Annotated in this window: 18 protein-coding genes; 9 read left to right on the plus strand and 9 right to left on the minus strand. The window is 69.5% G+C overall.

The window, feature by feature from the left end; all coding sequences use genetic code 11:
- Window positions 1-156: 156 nt before the first annotated feature.
- The 5 genes from LCL87_RS21930 to LCL87_RS21950 all read right to left on the minus strand — a co-directional run bounded on the left by LCL87_RS21930 (window position 157) and on the right by LCL87_RS21950 (window position 5,055).
- Window positions 157-381, minus strand: coding sequence for an MbtH family protein (locus LCL87_RS21930; protein WP_510850837.1), 225 nt, complete (start codon window positions 379-381; stop codon window positions 157-159).
- A 151-nt stretch (window positions 382-532) separates the two neighbouring features.
- Window positions 533-1,318, minus strand: a complete 786-nt coding sequence (locus LCL87_RS21935) for a polyprenol monophosphomannose synthase (protein WP_225023555.1) — start codon at window positions 1,316-1,318, stop codon at window positions 533-535.
- A complete protein-coding gene (gene lnt / locus LCL87_RS21940) occupies window positions 1,242-2,960 on the minus strand; it encodes an apolipoprotein N-acyltransferase (RefSeq protein ID WP_225023556.1) in 1,719 nt (572 codons plus the stop codon). Before lnt ends, LCL87_RS21935 begins: the two co-directional genes overlap by 77 nt.
- Window positions 2,950-4,551 (minus strand): amidohydrolase, encoded by a 1,602-nt coding sequence (locus LCL87_RS21945; RefSeq protein WP_225023557.1) that lies wholly within the window; start codon window positions 4,549-4,551, stop codon window positions 2,950-2,952. The genes lnt and LCL87_RS21945 overlap by 11 nt, the downstream gene beginning before the upstream one ends.
- A gap of 12 nt (window positions 4,552-4,563) precedes the next feature.
- Window positions 4,564-5,055 (minus strand): FxsA family protein, encoded by a 492-nt coding sequence (locus LCL87_RS21950; RefSeq protein ID WP_225023558.1) that lies wholly within the window; start codon window positions 5,053-5,055, stop codon window positions 4,564-4,566.
- A gap of 213 nt (window positions 5,056-5,268) precedes the next feature.
- Between LCL87_RS21950 and LCL87_RS21955 the strand changes: the two genes are divergently transcribed.
- On the plus strand, window positions 5,269-5,925 hold the full coding sequence (locus tag LCL87_RS21955; protein ID WP_225023559.1) for a hypothetical protein: 657 nt from the start codon (window positions 5,269-5,271) through the stop codon (window positions 5,923-5,925).
- Window positions 5,926-5,955: 30 nt separating this feature from the next.
- On the opposite strand, the gene LCL87_RS21960 is transcribed toward LCL87_RS21955, so the two are convergent.
- Entirely contained in the window at window positions 5,956-6,705 is a 750-nt protein-coding gene (locus LCL87_RS21960; protein ID WP_225023560.1) for a DUF8817 family protein, read from the minus strand.
- Between the two features lie 130 nt (window positions 6,706-6,835).
- Window positions 6,836-7,333 (minus strand): hypothetical protein, encoded by a 498-nt coding sequence (locus LCL87_RS21965; RefSeq protein ID WP_225023561.1) that lies wholly within the window; start codon window positions 7,331-7,333, stop codon window positions 6,836-6,838.
- A gap of 269 nt (window positions 7,334-7,602) precedes the next feature.
- On the opposite strand from LCL87_RS21965, the gene LCL87_RS21970 reads away from it, so the two are divergent.
- Window positions 7,603-8,247: a TetR/AcrR family transcriptional regulator gene (locus tag LCL87_RS21970; RefSeq protein ID WP_225023562.1), complete on the plus strand. Its 645-nt coding sequence runs from the start codon at window positions 7,603-7,605 to the stop codon at window positions 8,245-8,247.
- A 102-nt stretch (window positions 8,248-8,349) separates the two neighbouring features.
- A complete protein-coding gene (locus tag LCL87_RS21975) occupies window positions 8,350-9,870 on the plus strand; it encodes a DUF1254 domain-containing protein (RefSeq protein ID WP_225023563.1) in 1,521 nt (506 codons plus the stop codon).
- Between the two features lie 27 nt (window positions 9,871-9,897).
- Here the strand turns inward: LCL87_RS21975 and LCL87_RS21980 are convergent, their stop codons facing one another.
- Both LCL87_RS21980 and LCL87_RS21985 read right to left on the minus strand, forming a co-directional pair.
- On the minus strand, window positions 9,898-10,503 hold the full coding sequence (locus LCL87_RS21980; protein ID WP_225023564.1) for a hypothetical protein: 606 nt from the start codon (window positions 10,501-10,503) through the stop codon (window positions 9,898-9,900).
- 1 nt (window position 10,504) lies between these two features.
- Window positions 10,505-10,957 carry a hypothetical protein gene (locus LCL87_RS21985; RefSeq protein ID WP_225023565.1) on the minus strand — a complete coding sequence of 151 codons (453 nt, stop codon included), beginning with the start codon at window positions 10,955-10,957 and terminating at the stop codon, window positions 10,505-10,507.
- Window positions 10,958-11,094: 137 nt separating this feature from the next.
- Between LCL87_RS21985 and LCL87_RS21990 the strand changes: the two genes are divergently transcribed.
- The 6 genes from LCL87_RS21990 to LCL87_RS22015 all read left to right on the plus strand — a co-directional run bounded on the left by LCL87_RS21990 (window position 11,095) and on the right by LCL87_RS22015 (window position 18,344).
- Complete coding sequence (locus tag LCL87_RS21990) at window positions 11,095-12,645, plus strand: TldD/PmbA family protein (protein ID WP_225023566.1); 1,551 nt, start codon at window positions 11,095-11,097, stop codon at window positions 12,643-12,645.
- Entirely contained in the window at window positions 12,642-14,006 is a 1,365-nt protein-coding gene (locus LCL87_RS21995) for a metallopeptidase TldD-related protein (protein ID WP_225023567.1), read from the plus strand. The genes LCL87_RS21990 and LCL87_RS21995 overlap by 4 nt, the downstream gene beginning before the upstream one ends.
- A gap of 8 nt (window positions 14,007-14,014) precedes the next feature.
- Window positions 14,015-14,407 carry a YchJ family protein gene (locus LCL87_RS22000; protein ID WP_225023568.1) on the plus strand — a complete coding sequence of 131 codons (393 nt, stop codon included), beginning with the start codon at window positions 14,015-14,017 and terminating at the stop codon, window positions 14,405-14,407.
- A gap of 44 nt (window positions 14,408-14,451) precedes the next feature.
- Window positions 14,452-15,438 carry an LLM class F420-dependent oxidoreductase gene (locus LCL87_RS22005; protein WP_225023569.1) on the plus strand — a complete coding sequence of 329 codons (987 nt, stop codon included), beginning with the start codon at window positions 14,452-14,454 and terminating at the stop codon, window positions 15,436-15,438.
- A 44-nt stretch (window positions 15,439-15,482) separates the two neighbouring features.
- A complete protein-coding gene (locus LCL87_RS22010) occupies window positions 15,483-16,916 on the plus strand; it encodes a lipase maturation factor family protein (protein ID WP_225023570.1) in 1,434 nt (477 codons plus the stop codon).
- A 228-nt stretch (window positions 16,917-17,144) separates the two neighbouring features.
- Complete coding sequence (locus LCL87_RS22015; RefSeq protein ID WP_225023571.1) at window positions 17,145-18,344, plus strand: site-specific integrase; 1,200 nt, start codon at window positions 17,145-17,147, stop codon at window positions 18,342-18,344.
- Window positions 18,345-18,362 lie beyond the last annotated feature (18 nt).

The following is an 18,362-nucleotide window of genomic DNA, read 5'->3' on the forward strand; positions in this document are numbered from 1 at the left end:
ACCATATCAAGATCCATTACGCGCTCGGACTGTTTCCGAGCCTGCGAAACTGACTCATATGGCCTGGTAGATAGCGGTATTTGACCCTTCGGTCCGGTTGGTCCCGGGATGGGTTCCGGGGTCCGCACGAAGGGGGTCGCGGCGCTCGTACCGCGCCTAGCCGAGCGACGAATCATGCTCCGGTGCGACCATCGCTGCCGGCGGCCGCAGATCGGTCCAGTGCGCATCTATGTAGGCGACGCAGGCGCGGCGCGTGTCCCGGCCGTGCACGACCGCCCAGCCGGAGGGAACATCGGCGAATGCGGGCCAGAGCGAATGCTGGTTCTCCTCGTTGACCAGCACCAGGTATTCGGCATCGGTGTCGTCGAACGGATTGGTCACCGTCTCACCTCGCGATCGTTGTCGACGAAATGTGATGCACACCATTCTTTAGTTCGACCGCCGGACGCTGCCTGTTACACCATGTTAGGCGCGAAAACGCCCCCGCACCGCCGGTAGGAGCGGTACGGGGGCGTTTTCGGTGATTCGCCGGTCAGGCGCGGCCGAGCCGCGCCTTGGCCTTGCCGATCCGATTCGTCACGCCCCACTGGGTGACCTTGAGCAATGCCTCCCGGACGATGTTGCCGCTCATCTTCGATTCGCCGAGTTCACGTTCGGTGAAGGTGATCGGCACCTCGGCCACCGTGAAGCCCTGGCCGATCGCCCGCCACGCCAGGTCGACCTGGAAGCAGTAGCCGTGCGATTCCACGGCGGCGAGGTCGAGCGCCTCGAGGACCTCGCGCCGGTAGGCGCGGTAGCCGCCGGTGATGTCCTGGATCTTCACGCCGAGCGCGATCCGCGAGTAGATGTTGCCGCCGCGCGAGAGCCACTCGCGGTGCTTGGGCCAGTTCACGACGGTACCGCCCGGCACGTACCGCGAGCCCAGCACCAGGTCCGCGCCGGCGTCGACGCGGTCGAGGAGCCGGTGTAGCTGCTCGGGGGCGTGGCTGCCGTCGGCATCCATCTCCACCAGCACGGTGTAGTCCCGGTCCAGGCCCCACCGGAACCCGGCGATGTACGCCGCGCCGAGACCGTTCTTCTCGGTGCGGTGCATCACGTGAATGCGTCCGGCGTCGTCCGCCGCGGCGAGCGAGTCGGCGAGGACGCCGGTGCCGTCGGGGCTGCCGTCGTCGACCACGAGCACGTCGGTGCCGGGCAGCGCCGCGTGCAGGCGGCCGATGATCAGCGGCAGGTTCTCCCGCTCATTGAAGGTCGGAATGATCACCAGGGTTCGCGCGCTCGGCTGCACGTGTCCCCCGGTTGGCGTCGCCGCTGACATCGAGATCCTCCTCGCCGGTCCCCACCGGCACGTTCTGTGTTTCCGCCACGGCGCGGTCGGTCCGTGTTGCCGTGTCACCGCTGGTCACGCGCTTCCCCCTCCGGCTGCCGAGGGCAGCCAGACCGAGCGCGACGGCCGCGCCCAGGCACAGGAGATACTCCGGAACCGGGCCGAGCCGAGTTGCCAGCGTAGTACCGGTGCGCAGTGAGGTCTCCGACACCAGGGCCGCCGGCTCGAACAGTTCGGACTGCTGCACCACGGAGCCGTCCGAGTCGATGATCGCGCTGACGCCGCTGGTGGCCGCCACGACGACGTCGCGTCGGTGTTCGACGGCCCGCACCCGCGACATCGCCAGCTGCTGGTAGGTCATCTCGGTGTCGCCGAAGGTGGCGTTGTTGGTGGGCACGGCGATCAACTCCGCGCCGTCGCGCACCGACTCGGTGAGCGCGCGATCGAACGCGACCTCGTAGCACGTCGCGACGCCCACCGGGATCCCGTCGGCGTGGACGACGCCGTTGCCCCTTCCGGGCACGAAGTTGCCGGCCTGATCCGCGTACGACGAGAACTTGCGGAAGAAGTCCCGGTAGGGAATGTATTCGCCGAACGGTTGGATGATCCGCTTGTCGTGTCGCTCGCCGGGGCCGGCGGTCCCGTCCCACACGATCACCGAGTTGGTGGTGGTGCGGTCGGAGTTCACCAGTACCGCGCCGACGAGGATCGGCGCGCCCACCGCCTCGGATGCGGCGGTGATCTCCTCGGCCGCGTCGGCGTTGCGGAACGGATCGATGTCCGACGCGTTCTCGGGCCACACCACCAGATCGGGCTGGGACTCGCGGCCGGCGGCGACGTCGTCGGCCAGTTGGAAGGTGCGTCGCACGTGGTTGTCGAGCACCGCACGCCGCTGCGCGTTGAACTCGAGACCCAGCCGGGGCACGCTGCCCTGGATCGCGGCGACGGTGATGGTCCGGTCTCCGTCCGCGTCGGCGTGGACGTAGGGCACGGCGGCGACCGCGACGACCGACGCGCCGCACGCGACCAGGACCGGACCGGCGAGGGTGCGCCAGGGTCGGTGCCGCAGCACGGTGAGCGCGACCGCCGCGAGCCCGGTACCGGTGAGCGCCACGCCGAAGCTGAGCAGCGGCGCGCCGCCGAGCGCGGCGAGCGGGAGCAGCCAGCCCTCCGGCTGTCCGAAAGCGAGACGGCCCCAGGGGAATCCACCGAACGGCACGGACGACCGGAGCCACTCGGTGAGACTCCACACCGCCGCTACCGCGACAGCGAGCACCCAGATCGGCGCCCGCAGTCGGGCGACGAGGACCGTGCCGAGGCCGAACAATCCGATGAAGACCGCCTCGGCCGCGGACAGTGCGAGCCACGGCAGCGGTCCGACGTACTCGCCGATCCACGGCAACAGCGGGACGAGGAAACCCAGGCCGGCGAGGTAGCCGTAGCCGAATCCGGCACGCAGTTTCCGCCGCCCGCGGCCGTAGTCGGTCAACACCGCGGTAAGTAGTGCGATGCCGACGGGTGCGAGGAACCAGAGCGGCCGCGGCGGGAAACTCGCGAACAGCAGCAGGCCCGACACGACCGCCAGGACTGAGTCGCGTGCGATCGCCGTCAGCGCGGTCCGGTCAGGCCTCATGAACGGTGGCCCCGCGGTGCACCGAGCGCCGGCACACCGGCACCGGGGCGTCCTCCTCGAGGCGCGGCAGCGCCGGAACCCGCGAGCGCGGGTCCGTCGACCAGCGCTGGACGGAGTCCTTGGGCGCGGAGACCACGAGTTCGTCGGCGTCCCACACCACATACGACGCGGGCGCGCCGGGAGTGAGGGTGCCCGCGAGGCCGTCGCGGACGCCGCCCGCGCGCCACGCACCGCGGGTCGCGGCCGAGAACGCGGCCCGCGGGGAGACCCCGCTGCCCGGAGTGTGGTGGTGGACCGCGGCGCGGAGCATCGCCCACGGGTCGACGGCCGTCACCGGCGCGTCGGAGCCGAACGCCAGGGACATGCCGGTCGACGCGATCGGGGCGAACGCGTTCATCCGCAGCGCCCGCTCGGCACCGAGGCGCTGCGCGTACATCCCGTCCGCGCCACCCCACAGCGCGTCGAACACGGGTTGCATGCTGGCGATCACGCCCCAGCTGCCGAGCAGCGCGGCCTGTTCCGGGGTGACCATCTCGAGGTGCTCGAGGCGGTGGCCGCGGGCCGCGACGGCGGGGCCGCCGAGTTCGGCCACCACGGCCTCGAACGCCGCGACGGCGGTGCGGACCGCGTCGTCGCCGATCACGTGGAAGCCGGCCTGGATGCCGGCCAGCGTGCAGGCGCGCACGTGTGCGGCCACCGCGTCGGTGTCGAGGTAGCGGTTGCCGTGATGGCCGGCGCAGTCGTGGTACGGGTCGACCAGCGCGGCGGTGCGGGAGCCGAGGGCGCCGTCGACGAACAGGTCGCCGCCCAGCGCGTGCGCGCCGGTGCGGGCCAGCAGTTCGGTGGCCTCCTCGGGCGTGGTCACGGCCTCGCCCCAGTAGCCGCGGACCTCGACGCCGTGCGACAGCGCCAGCAGTTCGCGGAAGTCGGTGAGTCCCCCGATCGCGGGGCCTCCGCACTCGTGGACGGCGACGATGCCCTGCGCCGCGCAGTGGTCGAGCGCCGCGATGCGGGCCTTCGCGCGCTGCGCCTCGGTGAGCAGCGACCGCGCCTGATCGCGGACCAGGTGATGAGCATCGGCGGACAGCGCGCCGTCGGGCGTGAACCCCGCGGCCGCGGTCAGGTCCGGGGTCGCCGCGCGCAGCGGCGTCGAGCACAGCGCGGAGTGCGCGTCGATGCGGCTGAGGTACACCGCCCGGCCGGGGGCCGCGGTGTCGAGGTCGGCCGTGGACGGGGCGGTATCGGGCCACATGCTGTCGTCCCAGCCCTGGCCCCAGACGACGGCGTCGTCGTGCTCGCTCGCGAATCGCCGCAGCAGTTCCAGGCATTCGGACCGGCTGCGGGCGCCCGAGAGGTCGAGGCCCGTCAACTGCAGGCCGAGCGCAGTGACGTGGACGTGGGTGTCGACGAAGCCGGGAGTGACGAACGCGCCGTCGAGTTCGATCACCTCGGCGTCCGGATGCAGCGCGCGGCCCGGACGGTCCTCACCGGTCCAGACGACGGTGCCGTCGGTTACGGCCATCGCGGTGGCGTCGGGGGTGCTCGGACTGTAGATGCGGCCGCCGACCAACAGTTGGGTACTCACGGGCATCCAGTCTGCCTGTTACGGCAGGGCGCGGGGTCCCTGGGGCGGGGTGTCGGAGCCGAAGTCCGGGTACACGTCCACCACCTCGCCGTCGATGACGGTGCCGCGTCGTGCACTCGCGTTGCGGGAGGCGAACTCGACGCCCGCCAGGGTCACGTTGGCGCGCTTGCCGGCGAGCAGCACCGCGACCGGACGCAGCGCCCACCGCGTGGGCGGCAACAGCATCAGCAGGCCGAGCACGGAGGTGACCAGTCCGGGCACGAACATCAGCACGGATCCGGCCGCGACCATCGCGCCGTCGGCGACCGCGCCGGTCGGGGACGCCTCCCCTCGGGTGGCCCGCCGGAAGCCGTCCATGACGGCCCGCCACTGCGACTTCACCAGCACCATGCCCACCGCGGATCCGGCGATGAGCAGCAGGACCGTCCACAGGACGCCGATCGTGCTGCCCACCCAGATCAGCACACCGACCTCCACGACGACGTAGAGAACGAACAGTGCGGCGATCATCGGGTGATCCTTTCGGTGGCGCGGGCCGCCGGGTGCGGCGGGATGCTCTGTCTGCTCAACGTTCGGGGACGCGAAAATGCTCCCACGTTCGTCTCTGGGCGTCGGGACCGATGCGGTAACGGTCTAACCCTAAAGTTGACGTAGAGACTTCTGTCGTGGTGCAGTACCAGGACAGATCGGCTGGGAGGGCTGGTCACTCAGGGAGGAGTTCACATGTCACGACGCTTCGGGCGCACCGCCGCACGCCGACTGGCCGTCCGTCTCACCGCCACCGTCGCGGCCGCTGCCGCTGCCGCGGGAGCCGTCGTGTTCTCGGGTGTGGCGAGTGCCGCCCCCGCACCGGCCGCGCCGCCGTCGCTGCAGACTTTGCTCGGCGACCTGACCAAGACCGTGCCGCTTACGCAGGACCTGTTCGGTGGACTGCTCGCGACGCCGGGCGTCAGCGAGGTCATCGAGGGGGTGACCGGCCAGGAGGTGGGCACCACCACCGCGAAGGACTTCCTGTTCCCCGCCCCGACGTTCGGCTGCGGTGTCGCCGGCAACCCGATGACGGTCACCGTCGCGAGCGCGCAGTCCGGTCCGAACTTCCCCATCCCGCCATGGGTCGAGCGCGGTCACCTGCGCTTCCAGGCGCTGCCGGCGCACCTCGACATCCCGAAGAAGTCGGACCTGCAGGTCGCGTGGTTCAACGTCAACACCCTGAAGAGTGGCGTGGTGGCACTCGACGACACGATCATGAACGTGCCGACCCTGTCGAAGACTGTCGACACCGGTGAGGGCACCGTGCTGGCCGCGATGTTCGGCCAGGTGAACTACGAGTCGGGTGCCACCTGCACCGCCCTCGGCACCGTGGGGCAGTTCACCGCGTAGCGGCGCCGCGAAGAGCGGGCCCGGCCGATATCAGGCCGGGCCCGCTTCGGTGCGCCACAACTGGAGCGCGTCGGCGTTGCGGAGTCCCTCGACGACCCGGTGGCGCTCGCCGTCGGTGAGGTCGAGAGCGTTGAGCTTGCGGCGCCATTCCTCGACGTCGGCGGTTTCCTCCAGCGCGGTGGCGATCTCGATGAGGGTGGCGAGGGCACGGGCCACTTCCGACGGGGTGGCGGTGTCGCCGTGCTTCCGTAGGGCTGTGGTGATCGCCCGTAGAGCGGAGCGGTCGTCGTTCCGGAACTCGCTGAAGATGCGAGCGTTGTCGAGCGCCCTGGCCAGGCCCGTGAGGCTCTTCGAGCCGCCGTACTCGAGCTCGGCGGGCTCGTCCCGCTGGATGAAGATGATCGAGTTCCCGGACGGATCGACGACGGTGAACCGACTGGCCCCCGGCCTGTACCGAGTGATGCGCGGCCTTCCCTTGGCCAGAACCTTGCCGTAGGCGGCGCGCATGGCTCTTGTGAACTCCGCGTGGTACGGCGCGACCGCGTCGACCAAGACCAGGCAGCAGCCGCCGTCCTCGCGGCTCGGGTCGATGTCCTTCGGTGGCGTCCCGAAATGCAGTGCAACGCCGCTCCACTCCAGCACCAGATAGATGTAGGGGCGGGTCTGCTCGTAGGTGACGGTGAAGCCGAGCGCCTGATAGAACTCCAGGGTCTCCTCCACCGACACGCACGGCAGCACCGGCACCGTGGTCTCGTTCGCCCGCACCACTTCTTCCCGCACGCTCGCCACCCTTCATTCTGCCGGCCCCAGGCCTCCGAGACTGCCGCAAAATCTCGCCCGGCGCCTATGGAGCATCTCCCTGCCTGTGTGACCGCAGGCGGAGAGCCCTCGGTCGCCGTCCTCTCAGTGTTCACCTGCGAACTTTCGGGCTGCCCGACGACACTTCCTCGATCTCGTTGCAGCGGATCGTTCCTGCGGCCGCCGTCCAGCGCGGCTCCCGGTCGATGCTCGTCGCCAGGGCATTGATCATGAAGGTGAGCGCCATGTGATCGTCGCTGACCGCGACCGAGAGGCCGTCCGCACGCGTTCCACCGAGGCGGTGGTGACTGCCGCCCGGGCCCGAGAACTGGATGTCGACGGCGTCAGTCGGATCTCCCTTCTCGGTCCGGATCCCCAACATCACGCTCGAGGCGAAGTCCCGTCCCGGCAACTCTCCCCCGCCGTCGTACTCGGTGAAATCACTCGTCGACACCTCGTACTCCCAGGACTCCTCGCTGGTCCGCGGATACGTGACATGTCGACACGTCGTGGTACCGAAGGTGGGCAGCACCGCCCGGCCGGCCCACGAGATCCCGAGTTCGAGCCGGCTGTCGGTGACTGAGTCCGGGTCCGCCAGTGACAGGGCCATTCCGCCTTCCTGTCGGGTGAATCCCGTGTCCGCGCTCGTGTTTTCGCCGTTCCCGCCAGTCGCGCATCCAGCCGCGACGATGACCATCGCTATTGCTCCCGACAACCATCCAGTGTGTTTCGGCCTCCCCGCCATGCCCCCAACGTAACCGAACGAATCGGGCAAGCCCGGGCATCCCTCTCAGTGGGAGCAACCCTGGGAACCGGAACCTCGGTGAGACAATGTGACTTAACCGAGCGGAACCGACACCGGACGCGGAAGGAGAGGGCATGGCGTCGACGACACCCGCGGCATCCGGCACGGACGTCGAACCCGTCCTGTCCGACGTCCAGCGCAGGCTCCTCGTCGCGGCCGAGCGTCTCTTCGCGGAGCGCGGCGTCGCGAACGTGTCGCTGCGCGAGATCGGTGCGGGAGCGCAGCAGCGCAACCATTCGGCGGTGCAGTACCACTTCAAGACGAAGGCGGCACTGATCCAGGCGCTGTACGACTTCCGGCTCATCCCACTGAACCGGCGCCGCCTCGAAATGCTCGCCGCTCGCGACGAGCACACCTTCGAGCAACTCGTCGAGGCGTACATCCGTCCGCTCGGTGACGCGGTCGTGGCGACGGGCGGCGGCAACTCGTATGCCCGGTTCGTGCATCGCTACCTCGGTGAGGGCGCCGGCGACTTCGAACCGTTCGGCGACCGCCACAACAGCGGCGTCAAGGCCATCGTCGAGGAGTTACTGGTGCGACTCGCCGACCTCGACGAGTCGCACCGCGACGAGCGTATCCAGCAGTTCAAGCGGCTGGTGACGTCCGTGCTCGCCGACGTCGAACGACGTCTCGAACATCACCAGATCACTGGCGAGCAGGCCGCGACCGCCGTCGACACGCTGATCGTCGGGGCCGCGGCCTACCTCCGCGCGTCCTGACCCGCACCCCGAGAACCATCCGGCAGCGCGATCCGCCTTTCGGCGGTCCTTTCGCGCTGCCCGCCGATTAAGTCACTTCGTCTTACCCGAGAAAGGCTCCGCATGAACATTCGTCCTCGGTCTCGTTCGACAGCCCTCGCCGCCGCCGGCGCATCGGCGTTGCTGCTGCTCACCGCGTGCGGCGGAACGTCCGCCGCGCAGTCGAGCGAGCACGCCCTCATCGACCCGGCGCTGTCCACCGAGCAGATCGCCGACCTGTCGGAGGAGGCCTTCTACTGGGGCCTGAACATCGCCGGCTACTACGAACTGCGGCACGTCTTCACCGAACTCGAGGGGCAGCCCGCCTACCGCGGCATCAACCGCGTGCAGCCGCAGCTGAACCTGTTCGACGCCAAGACCCGTTACGCGACGACGGTGAACGCCTCGACGCTGTACTCCGGTGGCGCCTTCGACATCTCGGAGGATCCCATCGTGGTCGAGACCCCGGCCGTCACGGACGGCCGCTACTGGAGCGTGCAGGCCACCGACCAGAACGTCGAGTGCTTCTTCAAGGCCGGTTCGCAGTTCACCGGCAACGCACCGCAGCGGTACCTGATTGTCGGACCCGACTGGAAGGGCAAGCTGCCCAGCGGATTCCGTGGCACCGAGATCATCCGGGCGTCGTCGAACTCGTTCACGATCGCGGTGCGCGTCGCCGTGACGACCCGCGACGAGCAGGACATGGCCGGAGCCCGCCAGGTCGTGACCGGCGTGCTGGCCGCGCCCCTCGCCCAGTGGGAGGCCAACGGCGGCAAGGTTCCGCCCCTCGACCAGCAGCCGATCGTCAAGGGCGACTACAAGACCTTCCCTCGGATGGACCAGATCTCCGACATCGGCAAGTCGATGACCCCGATCGACTACCTGCAGCTGCTCAGCCTGTCGATCAACGATCCGTCGCTGACCCGGCGCACCGACTCGGTCAAGGAGACCGACACGCTGAACCGGCTGTCCGGGCTCGGTCTGCGGGAGGGCACCATCTTCGAACCCGGCGAGGTTTCGGCCGATCAGAAGGCCGCCATCGAGGAGGGCTTCACCCGTGCCCGCCGCGAGGCGAAGGAGGCCTTCGAGTCCTCGCAGGTCGACATGAACGGCTGGCGCCTGCAGTCGAGCCTGTTCTTCGACGACCTCGACTATGTCGCCAAGGCCGGTGCCGACGACGTCGCGTGGGGCACCCCGGTCCCGTACGAATCGCACACCATTGCCTACGTCTTCGACGACAGCGAGGGCCGTCCGCTCGAGGGCAAGTACGACTACACGCTCACCTTCGACGTGAACGATCTGCCGCCGACCACCGAGTTCTGGGAGCTGCCGGTGTACGACTCGGCGGGCTACTTCATCGACAACCCGGTGAACCGCTACAGCGCGACGAGCGAGCTGCTCGAGGCCGGTGACTACGCCGTCGTCGACGGCAAGCTCACCTTCTACCTGCAGCCGGAGCGGCCGACCGATCCCGAGCAGGCCCGCAATTGGCTGCCGACCTCGCCCACCGACGGGTTCCAGTTGGCGGCGCGGTTCTACGGCCCCACCGCGGGACTCATCGACGGCGGGTACGCGATGCCGCGGATCGTCCGCACCGCGTCGTAGCGCGGGCTGGGCGATCGCGGCGGATGGTCACCACCCGCCGCGATCGCCCAGTGTCTGGCGCGCCCACTGGGCGAAGATGTCGGTGAACACGTCGGCCTCACACGCGTGCGGCACGTCGGGGCTGATGCAGTCCGGGTAGCAGTCGACGATGTCGTCGAGGGTGATGTCGTGGTTGTCGCCGGCGCACTCGGCGAGCAGGCCGCGCAGCAGGTCGGCCACCGGCCACCGGCGGACGGCCGCGACGGATATCTCTCGTTCCCGATAGATGTCGAGCAGATCGGTTCTGCTCCAAAGGAACTCACGCGTCACCCGCGCTTCGGGGTTGTAGGTGAGTGCGGTGTCGAGTGATGCTCGCAGAGTCCGGCCACGTTCGGCGACGTCCGCGGGGGCCTTCTGCAGCACGAACAGCCACGGATGTCCGTCCGGGAACGCCCCGCCGAATCCGCCGACCTGGAACGGCAGGTGGCTGCCGAGGAAATCCGATTCGACGTCGACATGCTGGTCGGGACCCAGGCGGACGAAGTGCCCCGACGCGTACTCCTCGCCTGACGGGGCGTCGGCCCATGTGTTGTTCCAGACGCCGGTCATCCGCGAGTTGTCCGGGAAATCGAGCACATGGAAGAGATACGCCATGTCAGCGCCCCCGATCCGGTTGGGCAGCATGGTTGCCGGGCAGCGCGCGTGCGGCGTCCGCGGCGGCGGTGAGGGCCGCCCGGCTGGTCTCGAAGTTGATGCCGTCGTCGACGTCGTCGTCATCGTCGAGAATCTTGACGTCGACCTCGACGCGCAGATCGGTGCTGGTACGCACGTCGATCACCAGTCCCATTCGCTGGTCGGCGAACGTCGGCAACGACTGTTCCGGGTGGAACTCGGACGCCGCACGCATGAAGTACTCGCCGAGCCGGCGACCGAGATCGTCATCGGCAGCGAGCTTCAGGAACCAGGTGAACCGGTCCGGACTGAGCAGGCCGAGGTCGTAGGCCCACCCCGCCCGATCCGCATCCAGCGTGCGAGCCGCCACCATCCTCGGTCGCAGGAACACGGCGGCACCGCCGTATCCCGGAAGCCGCAGTTGCGCACCACCCATCACATCCCCCTGTCCGGCATTCCCCTCCACTCGCCCGGTGGCCGAGTACGTCGAAGGTAGCGGGGAACCCTGACAATTCCGGGTTCGGTACGTGCGGGTGGAACAGTCTCTTCGTTGCCGCGCCCTAGACTGGCCCGGTGATCGTGACGCATGGCGGTGCCCGCCACTCGGACCGCGCCCCGCACGTGGTCGACGACGAATTCACCGCACTCCCCCTGCGTGCCCTCGCGGACGCCGCCCTGTCGGTGGCCCGCGCCGCGGGCGCCGAACACGCGGACCTGCGGGTGCACCGGACAGTCACCCAGTCGCTGCGCCTGCGTGACGGCCGGGTGCAGGCAGTCGAGGACGGCACCGAGACCGGCTTCGCGGTCCGTGTCGTGGTGGACGGCACCTGGGGATTCGCATCGCACGCCCAGTTGACGCCGGACACCGCGGCGGCTGTGGCCGCCGAGGCGGTCCGCGTCGCCCGGGCACTGCGGGACCTCAATCGTGAACGTGTCGTGCTGGCACCGGAACCGGTCTACCCGGACGCGGTGTGGGTCTCGGACTACGCGACCGACCCGTTCGCCGTGGCGACGGCCCACAAGGTGGCACTGCTCGGCGACTGGTCGCACCGTCTGCTCGATGCGGACGGGGTCGACCACGTCACCGCGAACTGTCTGCAGGTCAAGGAACAGACGTTCTACGCCGACCTCGCGGGGTCCGCGATCACCCAGCAGCGTGTGCGGCTGCATCCGGAACTCGAGGCCACCTCCGTGGACGCCGACGCCGGAACCTTCGAGACGATGCGCACGCTCGCCCCGCCGGTCGGCCGCGGCTGGGAGTACCTCACCGGATCCGGGTGGGAGTGGGACGCCGAACTCGCCGAGATCCCGGGTCTGCTCGCCGAGAAGATCGCGGCCCCGAGCGTCGAGGCGGGCCCCACGGACCTCGTCATCGATCCCACCAACCTGTGGCTGACCATCCACGAATCCATCGGTCACGCTACCGAGTACGACCGGGCGATCGGCTACGAGGCCGCGTACGCGGGCACGTCGTTCGCGACCCCGGACCTGCTGGGCACACTGCAGTACGGCACCCCGCTGATGCACGTGACCGCCGACCGCACCGAACGGCACGGCCTGGCGAGCGTCGGGTACGACGACGACGCGGTCGCCGCGCAGCGCTGGGACCTGGTGCGCGACGGCGTGCTCGTCGGCTACCAGCTGGACCGGGTGTTCGCGCCGCGGCTCGGGCTGGACCGGTCCAACGGCTGCTCGTACGCCGACTCCGCACACCACGTGCCGATCCAGCGGATGGCGAACGTGTCGCTGCAGCCGGACCCGGCGTCCGACCCGAGCACCGCCGACCTGATCTCCCGCGTCGAGAACGGGATCTACGTCGTCGGCGACAAGAGCTGGTCGATCGACATGCAGCGCTACAACTTCCAGTTCACCGGCCAGCGGTTCTTCCGGATCCGGGACGGCCGACTCGACGGCCAGCTGCGCGACGTCGCGTACCAGGCCACCACCACCGACTTCTGGGGGTCGATGGAAGCGGTCGGCGGACCGTCGACGTGGCGGCTCGGCGGCGCGTTCAACTGCGGCAAGGCACAACCCGGTCAGGTCGCGGCGGTGAGCCACGGCTGCCCGTCGGCGTTGATCCGCGGCGTCAACGTGCTCAACACCCGGACGGAGGGCGGACGATGATCCCCGCGCAGGAACTGGTCGAGCGCGCCCTCGCGCTCTCGACCGTCGACGAGGCGATGGTGCTGGTCACCGACGCCGGCGAGGCGTCGCTGCGCTGGGCCGGCAATTCGATGACCACCAACGGCGTCTCGACGTCGCGGTCGTGGACAGTGGTCTCGATCGTCCGAGAGAACGGATCCGCCAGGGTCGGCGCGGTGACGTCGTCGACGGTCGACGCCGCCGCGATCGCCGACGTCGTGCGGGCCAGCGAGGACGCGGCCTGGTCGGCGCAGCCCGCCGAGGACGCGATGGACCTCCCGACCGGGGACGGCGTCGGCGGTGCGGACTGGGCCGAGGGGCCGGCGACCACGGGCGTCGAGGTGTTCGCCGGACTCGTGCCCGGTCTCGCCGACGGTTTCGCGGGCGCCGACCGGCTGTACGGGTTCGCGCACCACCAGGTCCACTCCACGTGGCTCGGCACGTCGGCGGGGGTGCGCCGCCGGTACACCCAGCCCACCGGATCGATCGAGATCAACGGCAAACGCGGCGACGCCAGCGCCTGGGTCGGCTCGGCGAGCCTCGACTTCACCGACGTGTCCGTTCCGCAGCTGTTGGCCGACCTCGACACCCGGCTCGGCTGGTCGGACCGCACGGTGGCGCTGCCGGCCGGACGCTACGAGACGGTGCTGCCGCCGTCGGCGGTGTCGGATCTGATGATTCCGCTGATGTGGGCGATGGAGGGCCGCGGCGCCCAGGAGGGTCACACCGCCCTGTCCCGCGGCGGCGGCACCCGGGTCGGCGAGCGGCTCACCGACATTCCGCTGACGCTGTATTCGGACCCGCACGCCGACCGACTGGGCTACGCCCCGTTCGTCGCGACCACCGCGTCGTCCGACACGCTGTCGGTGTTCGACAACGGCATGGACGCCGGACGCGTCGACTGGATCCGCGGCGGCGTGATCAACGCACTCGCCTACCCGCGCGCCGCGGCCGCCGAGTTCGCCGCGCCCGTTGCGGTTCCCGGGGACAACCTGCTGCTCACCGGTGGTTCGGAGGCGGCGCTCGACGACATGGTCGCCCGTACCGAACGCGGTCTGCTGCTCACCACGCTGTGGTACCTCCGTGAGGTCGACCCGGCCACCGCCCTGCTCACCGGCCTCACCCGCGACGGCGTCTACCTGATCGAGGACGGCGCGGTCACCGCCGCGGTCAACAACTTCCGGTTCAACGAGAGCCCCCTGGATCTGCTGCGCCGGGTCACCGAGGTGGGCGCGACCGAGCCGACGCTGCCGCGCGAGTGGAAGGACTGGTTCACGCGAACCGCGATGCCGCCGATGCGGATTCCCGACTTCCACATGTCCTCCGTCAGCCAGGCACAGTGAGGGTTCCGATGCCGACGATCTCGAACGACGACCGCTGCCCCTGCCTGTCCGGTGAGCAGTACGGCCAGTGCTGCGGGCGTTTCCACCGCGGTGACGCGCAGGCGCCCACCGCCGAACAGTTGATGCGCTCGCGCTACGCCGCGTTCGCCGTCGGTGACGAGGCATACCTGCTGCGCACGTGGCACCCGAGCACCCGGCCGAAGCGGCTGGACCTCGACCCCGACCAGGTGTGGCGCCGTCTGGACGTGCTGGCGACGTCGGGCGGCGGTCTCCTCGACACCACCGGGACCGTCGAGTTCGTCGCGCACTACGTCGACCACGGCGAGCGCGGCTCGATGCGCGAACACAGCACGTTCGTCCGCGAGGACGGACGATGGTTGTACGTGGACGCCGTGCAGTAGTTGTCGGCAACCGCCCCTGACCCCTCTCGAGAACAGGACCCGCCATGCGTTTCGGACTCTTCGTGCCCCAGGGTTGGCGACTGGACCTCGTCGGCATCGATCCCGCCGACCAGTGGGGCGTGATGCGCGACATCGCGCTGCGCGCCGACCACGGCCCGTGGGAGTCGATCTGGGTGTACGACCACTTCCACACCGTCCCCGAACCCACCGACGAGGCGACGCACGAGGCGTGGTCGCTGATGGCGGCGTTCGCGGCGGTCACCGATCGGGTGCGGCTGGGGCAGATGTGCACCGCGATGAGCTACCGCAACCCCGCCTACCTGGCGAAGGTCGCGGCGACGACCGACCTGATCTCCGGCGGCCGCGTCGAGATGGGCATCGGCGGCGGGTGGTACGAGCACGAGTGGCGCGCGTACGGCTACGGGTTCCCGTCGGCCGGCGAGCGACTCGGCCGACTCGACGAGGGCGTCCAGATCATGCGGCAGGCGTGGTCCACCGGCACTGCCACCCTCGACGGCAAGCACTACCAGGTGGACGGCGCGATCGTGCGGCCCCTGCCGCTGCAGGACGGTGGCATCCCGCTGTGGATCGCCGGTGGCGGCGAGAAGGTCACGCTGAAGATCGCGGCCAAGTACGCGCAGTACACCAACTTCGACGGCACCCCCGAGGTGTTCTCGCACAAGTCGGAGATCCTGCGTGCCCACTGCGCCGACGTGGGCACCGACTTCGACGCCATCACCCGGTCGGCGAACTACAACGTCGCGATCGGCCGGACCGAGGCCGAGGTACGGGATCGTCTCGAGGCGCTGCGGGCCCGGCTCGAGCCGATCGTCGGTGCCGAGAAGGCCGAGGCATCGCTGAACGCGTTCCGGGGCCTGCCCGCGGTCGGTACCCCGGAGCAGATCGTCGAGAATCTGACGGCGCTGAAGAAGCAGGGTCTCGAGTACGCGATCTTCTACGTTCCGGAGGCTGCGTACGACACGTCCGGTCTGGAGTTGCTCGAGAAGGAAGTGCTGCCGCACCTGATGTGAGCACCTGATGTGAGCGAGTAGCGTCCACAGCAGAGGGGCCTGCTGTGGTGTGGTTCGACGCGGACGGTTATTGGCTGTCGCGGCTGCTCTTCAAGGAGGGGCTCGCCGCCATCTACCTCGCTGCCTTCCTGGTGGCGGTCAATCAGTTCAGACCTCTCATCGGCGACGACGGCCTGCTGCCGATCCGGCGGTACCTCGCCGGGAGTCACTGGCAGCGGTCGCCGAGCATCTTCCACCTGCACTACTCCGACCGGTTCTATGCGGTGACCGCGTGGTCCGGGGTGGTTCTGTCCGGCCTCGCCCTGTTCGGCCTGATCGACCGGTTGCCGCTGCCGCTGGCGATGCTGGGCTGGCTGCTGCTGTGGGGGCTGTACCTGTCGATAGTCAACGTCGGTCAGCTCTGGTACGGGTTCGGCTGGGAGTCGTTGCTGCTCGAGGTGGGGTTGCTCGCGGTGTTCGTCGGCAACTGGGACACCGCGCCGCCGCTGCTGACGCTGCTGTTGCTGAGGTGGCTGCTGTTCCGGCTCGAGTTCGGCGCGGGCCTGATCAAGATCCGCGGCGACCCGTGCTGGCGGGATCTGACGTGCCTGAACTACCACCACGAGACACAGCCGATGCCCGGACCGCTGAGCTGGTACTTCCATCACCTGCCGCGGCCGCTGCACAAGGTGGAGGTGGCCGGCAACCACTTCACGCAGCTGATCGTGCCGTTCTTCCTGTTCGCACCGCAGCCGGTGGCGGGCGGCGCCGCCGGGATCATGGTGGTCACCCAGCTGTGGCTGGTGGCGAGCGGCAACTTCGCGTGGCTCAACTGGTTGGCGATCGTGCTGGGGCTGTCGGTGCTGCCGGACGGGTTCTGGGAGTTCGTGCTGCCGGTGTCGTCGCCGACGGAAGTCGGAGCAGCGCCGCCGTGGTTCGTCGGCGTCGTGGTGGCGTTCACCGTCGTGATCATCGCGCTCAGCTACCGCCCCGCCCGCAACCTGTTCTCGAGCCACCAGATGATGAACGCGTCGTTCGACCCGTGGCACCTGGTCAACACGTACGGGGCTTTCGGCCACATCACCCGTGTCCGACGCGAGATCGTCGTCGAGGGCACGACGGACGAGCACATCTCCGCCGACACCGAGTGGCGCGAGTACGAGTTCCGGGGCAAACCGGGTGACCTGCGGCGCCGGCCGCGCCAGTTCGCTCCCTACCACCTGCGGCTGGACTGGCTGATGTGGTTCGCCGCGATCTCGTCCGGCTACGCCGCGTCGTGGTTCGGCGGCTTCGTCACCCGCCTGCTCGAGGGCGACCGGGCGACGCTGAAACTGTTGCGCCACAATCCGTTTCCGGACGCTCCCCCGGCGGTGATCCGGGCCCGGATGTACCGCTACCGGTACACCACGCGGGCCGAACGCAAGGAGACCGGCGCCTGGTGGTTCCGAACCCTCGAGGGTGAGTTCATGCCGCCGGTGTCGCGGCGGGGCGCGCGTTGAGGAGCGGTTCACCGGCCGCCGGGAACCTAACCCACGCTAATGACAGTTAGCGCCATCACCGAATCGGAAAGTCGGAGTGGCAAACTCGCCACATCACGGCGCCGACGTCCCAGCTCCGGGTATGGCATTATTTCGTCACTGTGACACCTTGAGGGTGCCGCACCCGGACATACAGAACTGTCGGTACAGCTCGGTAGGCTTCCTCGATGACACGAGAGGAGCCCGGGTGTGAGTGAAGAGGTCGACACGGTCCGTGTCGTGCCCGCTCTGCCTGCCGTTCCCGAACGCCCGGCGGCGACCGGGCCCGCGCCCGAGCCTGCCGTCCCGGTGCTGTCCGCGTCCGCCGAGGCCCGGATCGTCGCCGCCCTCGAGCAGCGGCACTCCCCGTCGACCGCGCGGAACTATCGCACGGACTGGGACAAGTTCCGCAGCTGGTGCGCGGAGCGCGGGCACGTGCCGATGCCGGCGCACCCGCATACCGTCGCCGACTATCTCACCGAGCACGCCGAACGGCGCGCCGACAGTGGCGAACGCAGGTACGCGACGAACACGCTCACCCGATGGGTGGCGTCGATCAACTACTGGCACCGGGCGTGCGCCCGGCCCGCACCCGGGCAGGCTCAGATCGTCAAGGACACCTTGGCGGGCCTGCGTCGCACCTACGCCGCGGCTGGGGAACGCCCCACCAAACGCGTCGCACCCCTACTGGGCGACGAGATCGGCTACATCCTCGCCACCATGCGGCAGGACGCGGAGACGTGGCAGGACCGACTGCGCGAACGCCGTGACTCGGCGGTCATCCTGATCGGCTTCCTGGGTGCCTTCCGCCGCGCCGAGCTGTCCGGCCTGCAACTGCGCGACATCACCCTGCACCCCCAGGACGGGCTGCACATCCTGGTGCGGCGATCGAAGACCGACCAGGTCGGCGGCGGCATGGTCAAGGCCACCCCCTTCGCGGTCGGGCACCGCGCCTGCCCGCCGTGCGTGTACCGACGGTGGCTCGACGTCGTGCTCGCTCATCATCGCGGCGGCCGCGACGGCATCGCCGAATTGCTGGGCGCCCCCGACACGTTCCGCACGCACATCTGCCACGTCCCCTACCCGGACCTCGGCCCCGACGTCGCGACCTCGCCGGTGTTCCGGCCGCTGCGCGTGAACGGGAACATCGGTGACAGCGCCCTCACCGGGCAGGGCATCCACGGGGTGATCCGCCGCGCCGCCGCCGACGCCGGACTCTCCCCCGCCAAGATCGCGAAGCTCGGCGGGCACTCCCTGCGCGCCGGGTTCGTCACCCAGGCCTTCCGGAACGGTGCCCAGGCCCACGAGGTCATGCGGCAGACCGGGCACAAGAACCCCGCCACCCTGGAGATCTATGCCCGCGAACACAATCCGCTCACCGGGAATGCGGTCGCCGGCTTCGAGATCTGATCGATCGTCTATCGGACT

Source organism: Prescottella equi (assembly GCF_020171745.1).
Taxonomy (GTDB): domain Bacteria; phylum Actinomycetota; class Actinomycetes; order Mycobacteriales; family Mycobacteriaceae; genus Prescottella; species Prescottella equi_A.

Coding starts and splice junctions, on each gene's coding strand:
- LCL87_RS21935 (WP_225023555.1), bottom strand. CDS start 1,318: ATGTCAGCGGCGACGCCAACCGGGGGACACGTGCAGCCGAGCGCGCGA.
- LCL87_RS21965 (WP_225023561.1), bottom strand. CDS start 7,333: ATGGCCCTGTCACTGGCGGACCCGGACTCAGTCACCGACAGCCGGCTC.
- LCL87_RS22000 (WP_225023568.1), top strand. CDS start 14,015: ATGCCGACGATCTCGAACGACGACCGCTGCCCCTGCCTGTCCGGTGAG.
- LCL87_RS21995 (WP_225023567.1), top strand. CDS start 12,642: ATGATCCCCGCGCAGGAACTGGTCGAGCGCGCCCTCGCGCTCTCGACC.
- LCL87_RS22005 (WP_225023569.1), top strand. CDS start 14,452: ATGCGTTTCGGACTCTTCGTGCCCCAGGGTTGGCGACTGGACCTCGTC.
- LCL87_RS21975 (WP_225023563.1), top strand. CDS start 8,350: ATGAACATTCGTCCTCGGTCTCGTTCGACAGCCCTCGCCGCCGCCGGC.
- LCL87_RS21985 (WP_225023565.1), bottom strand. CDS start 10,957: ATGGGTGGTGCGCAACTGCGGCTTCCGGGATACGGCGGTGCCGCCGTG.
- LCL87_RS21980 (WP_225023564.1), bottom strand. CDS start 10,503: ATGGCGTATCTCTTCCATGTGCTCGATTTCCCGGACAACTCGCGGATG.
- LCL87_RS21970 (WP_225023562.1), top strand. CDS start 7,603: ATGGCGTCGACGACACCCGCGGCATCCGGCACGGACGTCGAACCCGTC.
- LCL87_RS21955 (WP_225023559.1), top strand. CDS start 5,269: ATGTCACGACGCTTCGGGCGCACCGCCGCACGCCGACTGGCCGTCCGT.
- LCL87_RS21945 (WP_225023557.1), bottom strand. CDS start 4,551: ATGCCCGTGAGTACCCAACTGTTGGTCGGCGGCCGCATCTACAGTCCG.
- lnt (WP_225023556.1), bottom strand. CDS start 2,960: ATGAGGCCTGACCGGACCGCGCTGACGGCGATCGCACGCGACTCAGTC.
- LCL87_RS21950 (WP_225023558.1), bottom strand. CDS start 5,055: ATGATCGCCGCACTGTTCGTTCTCTACGTCGTCGTGGAGGTCGGTGTG.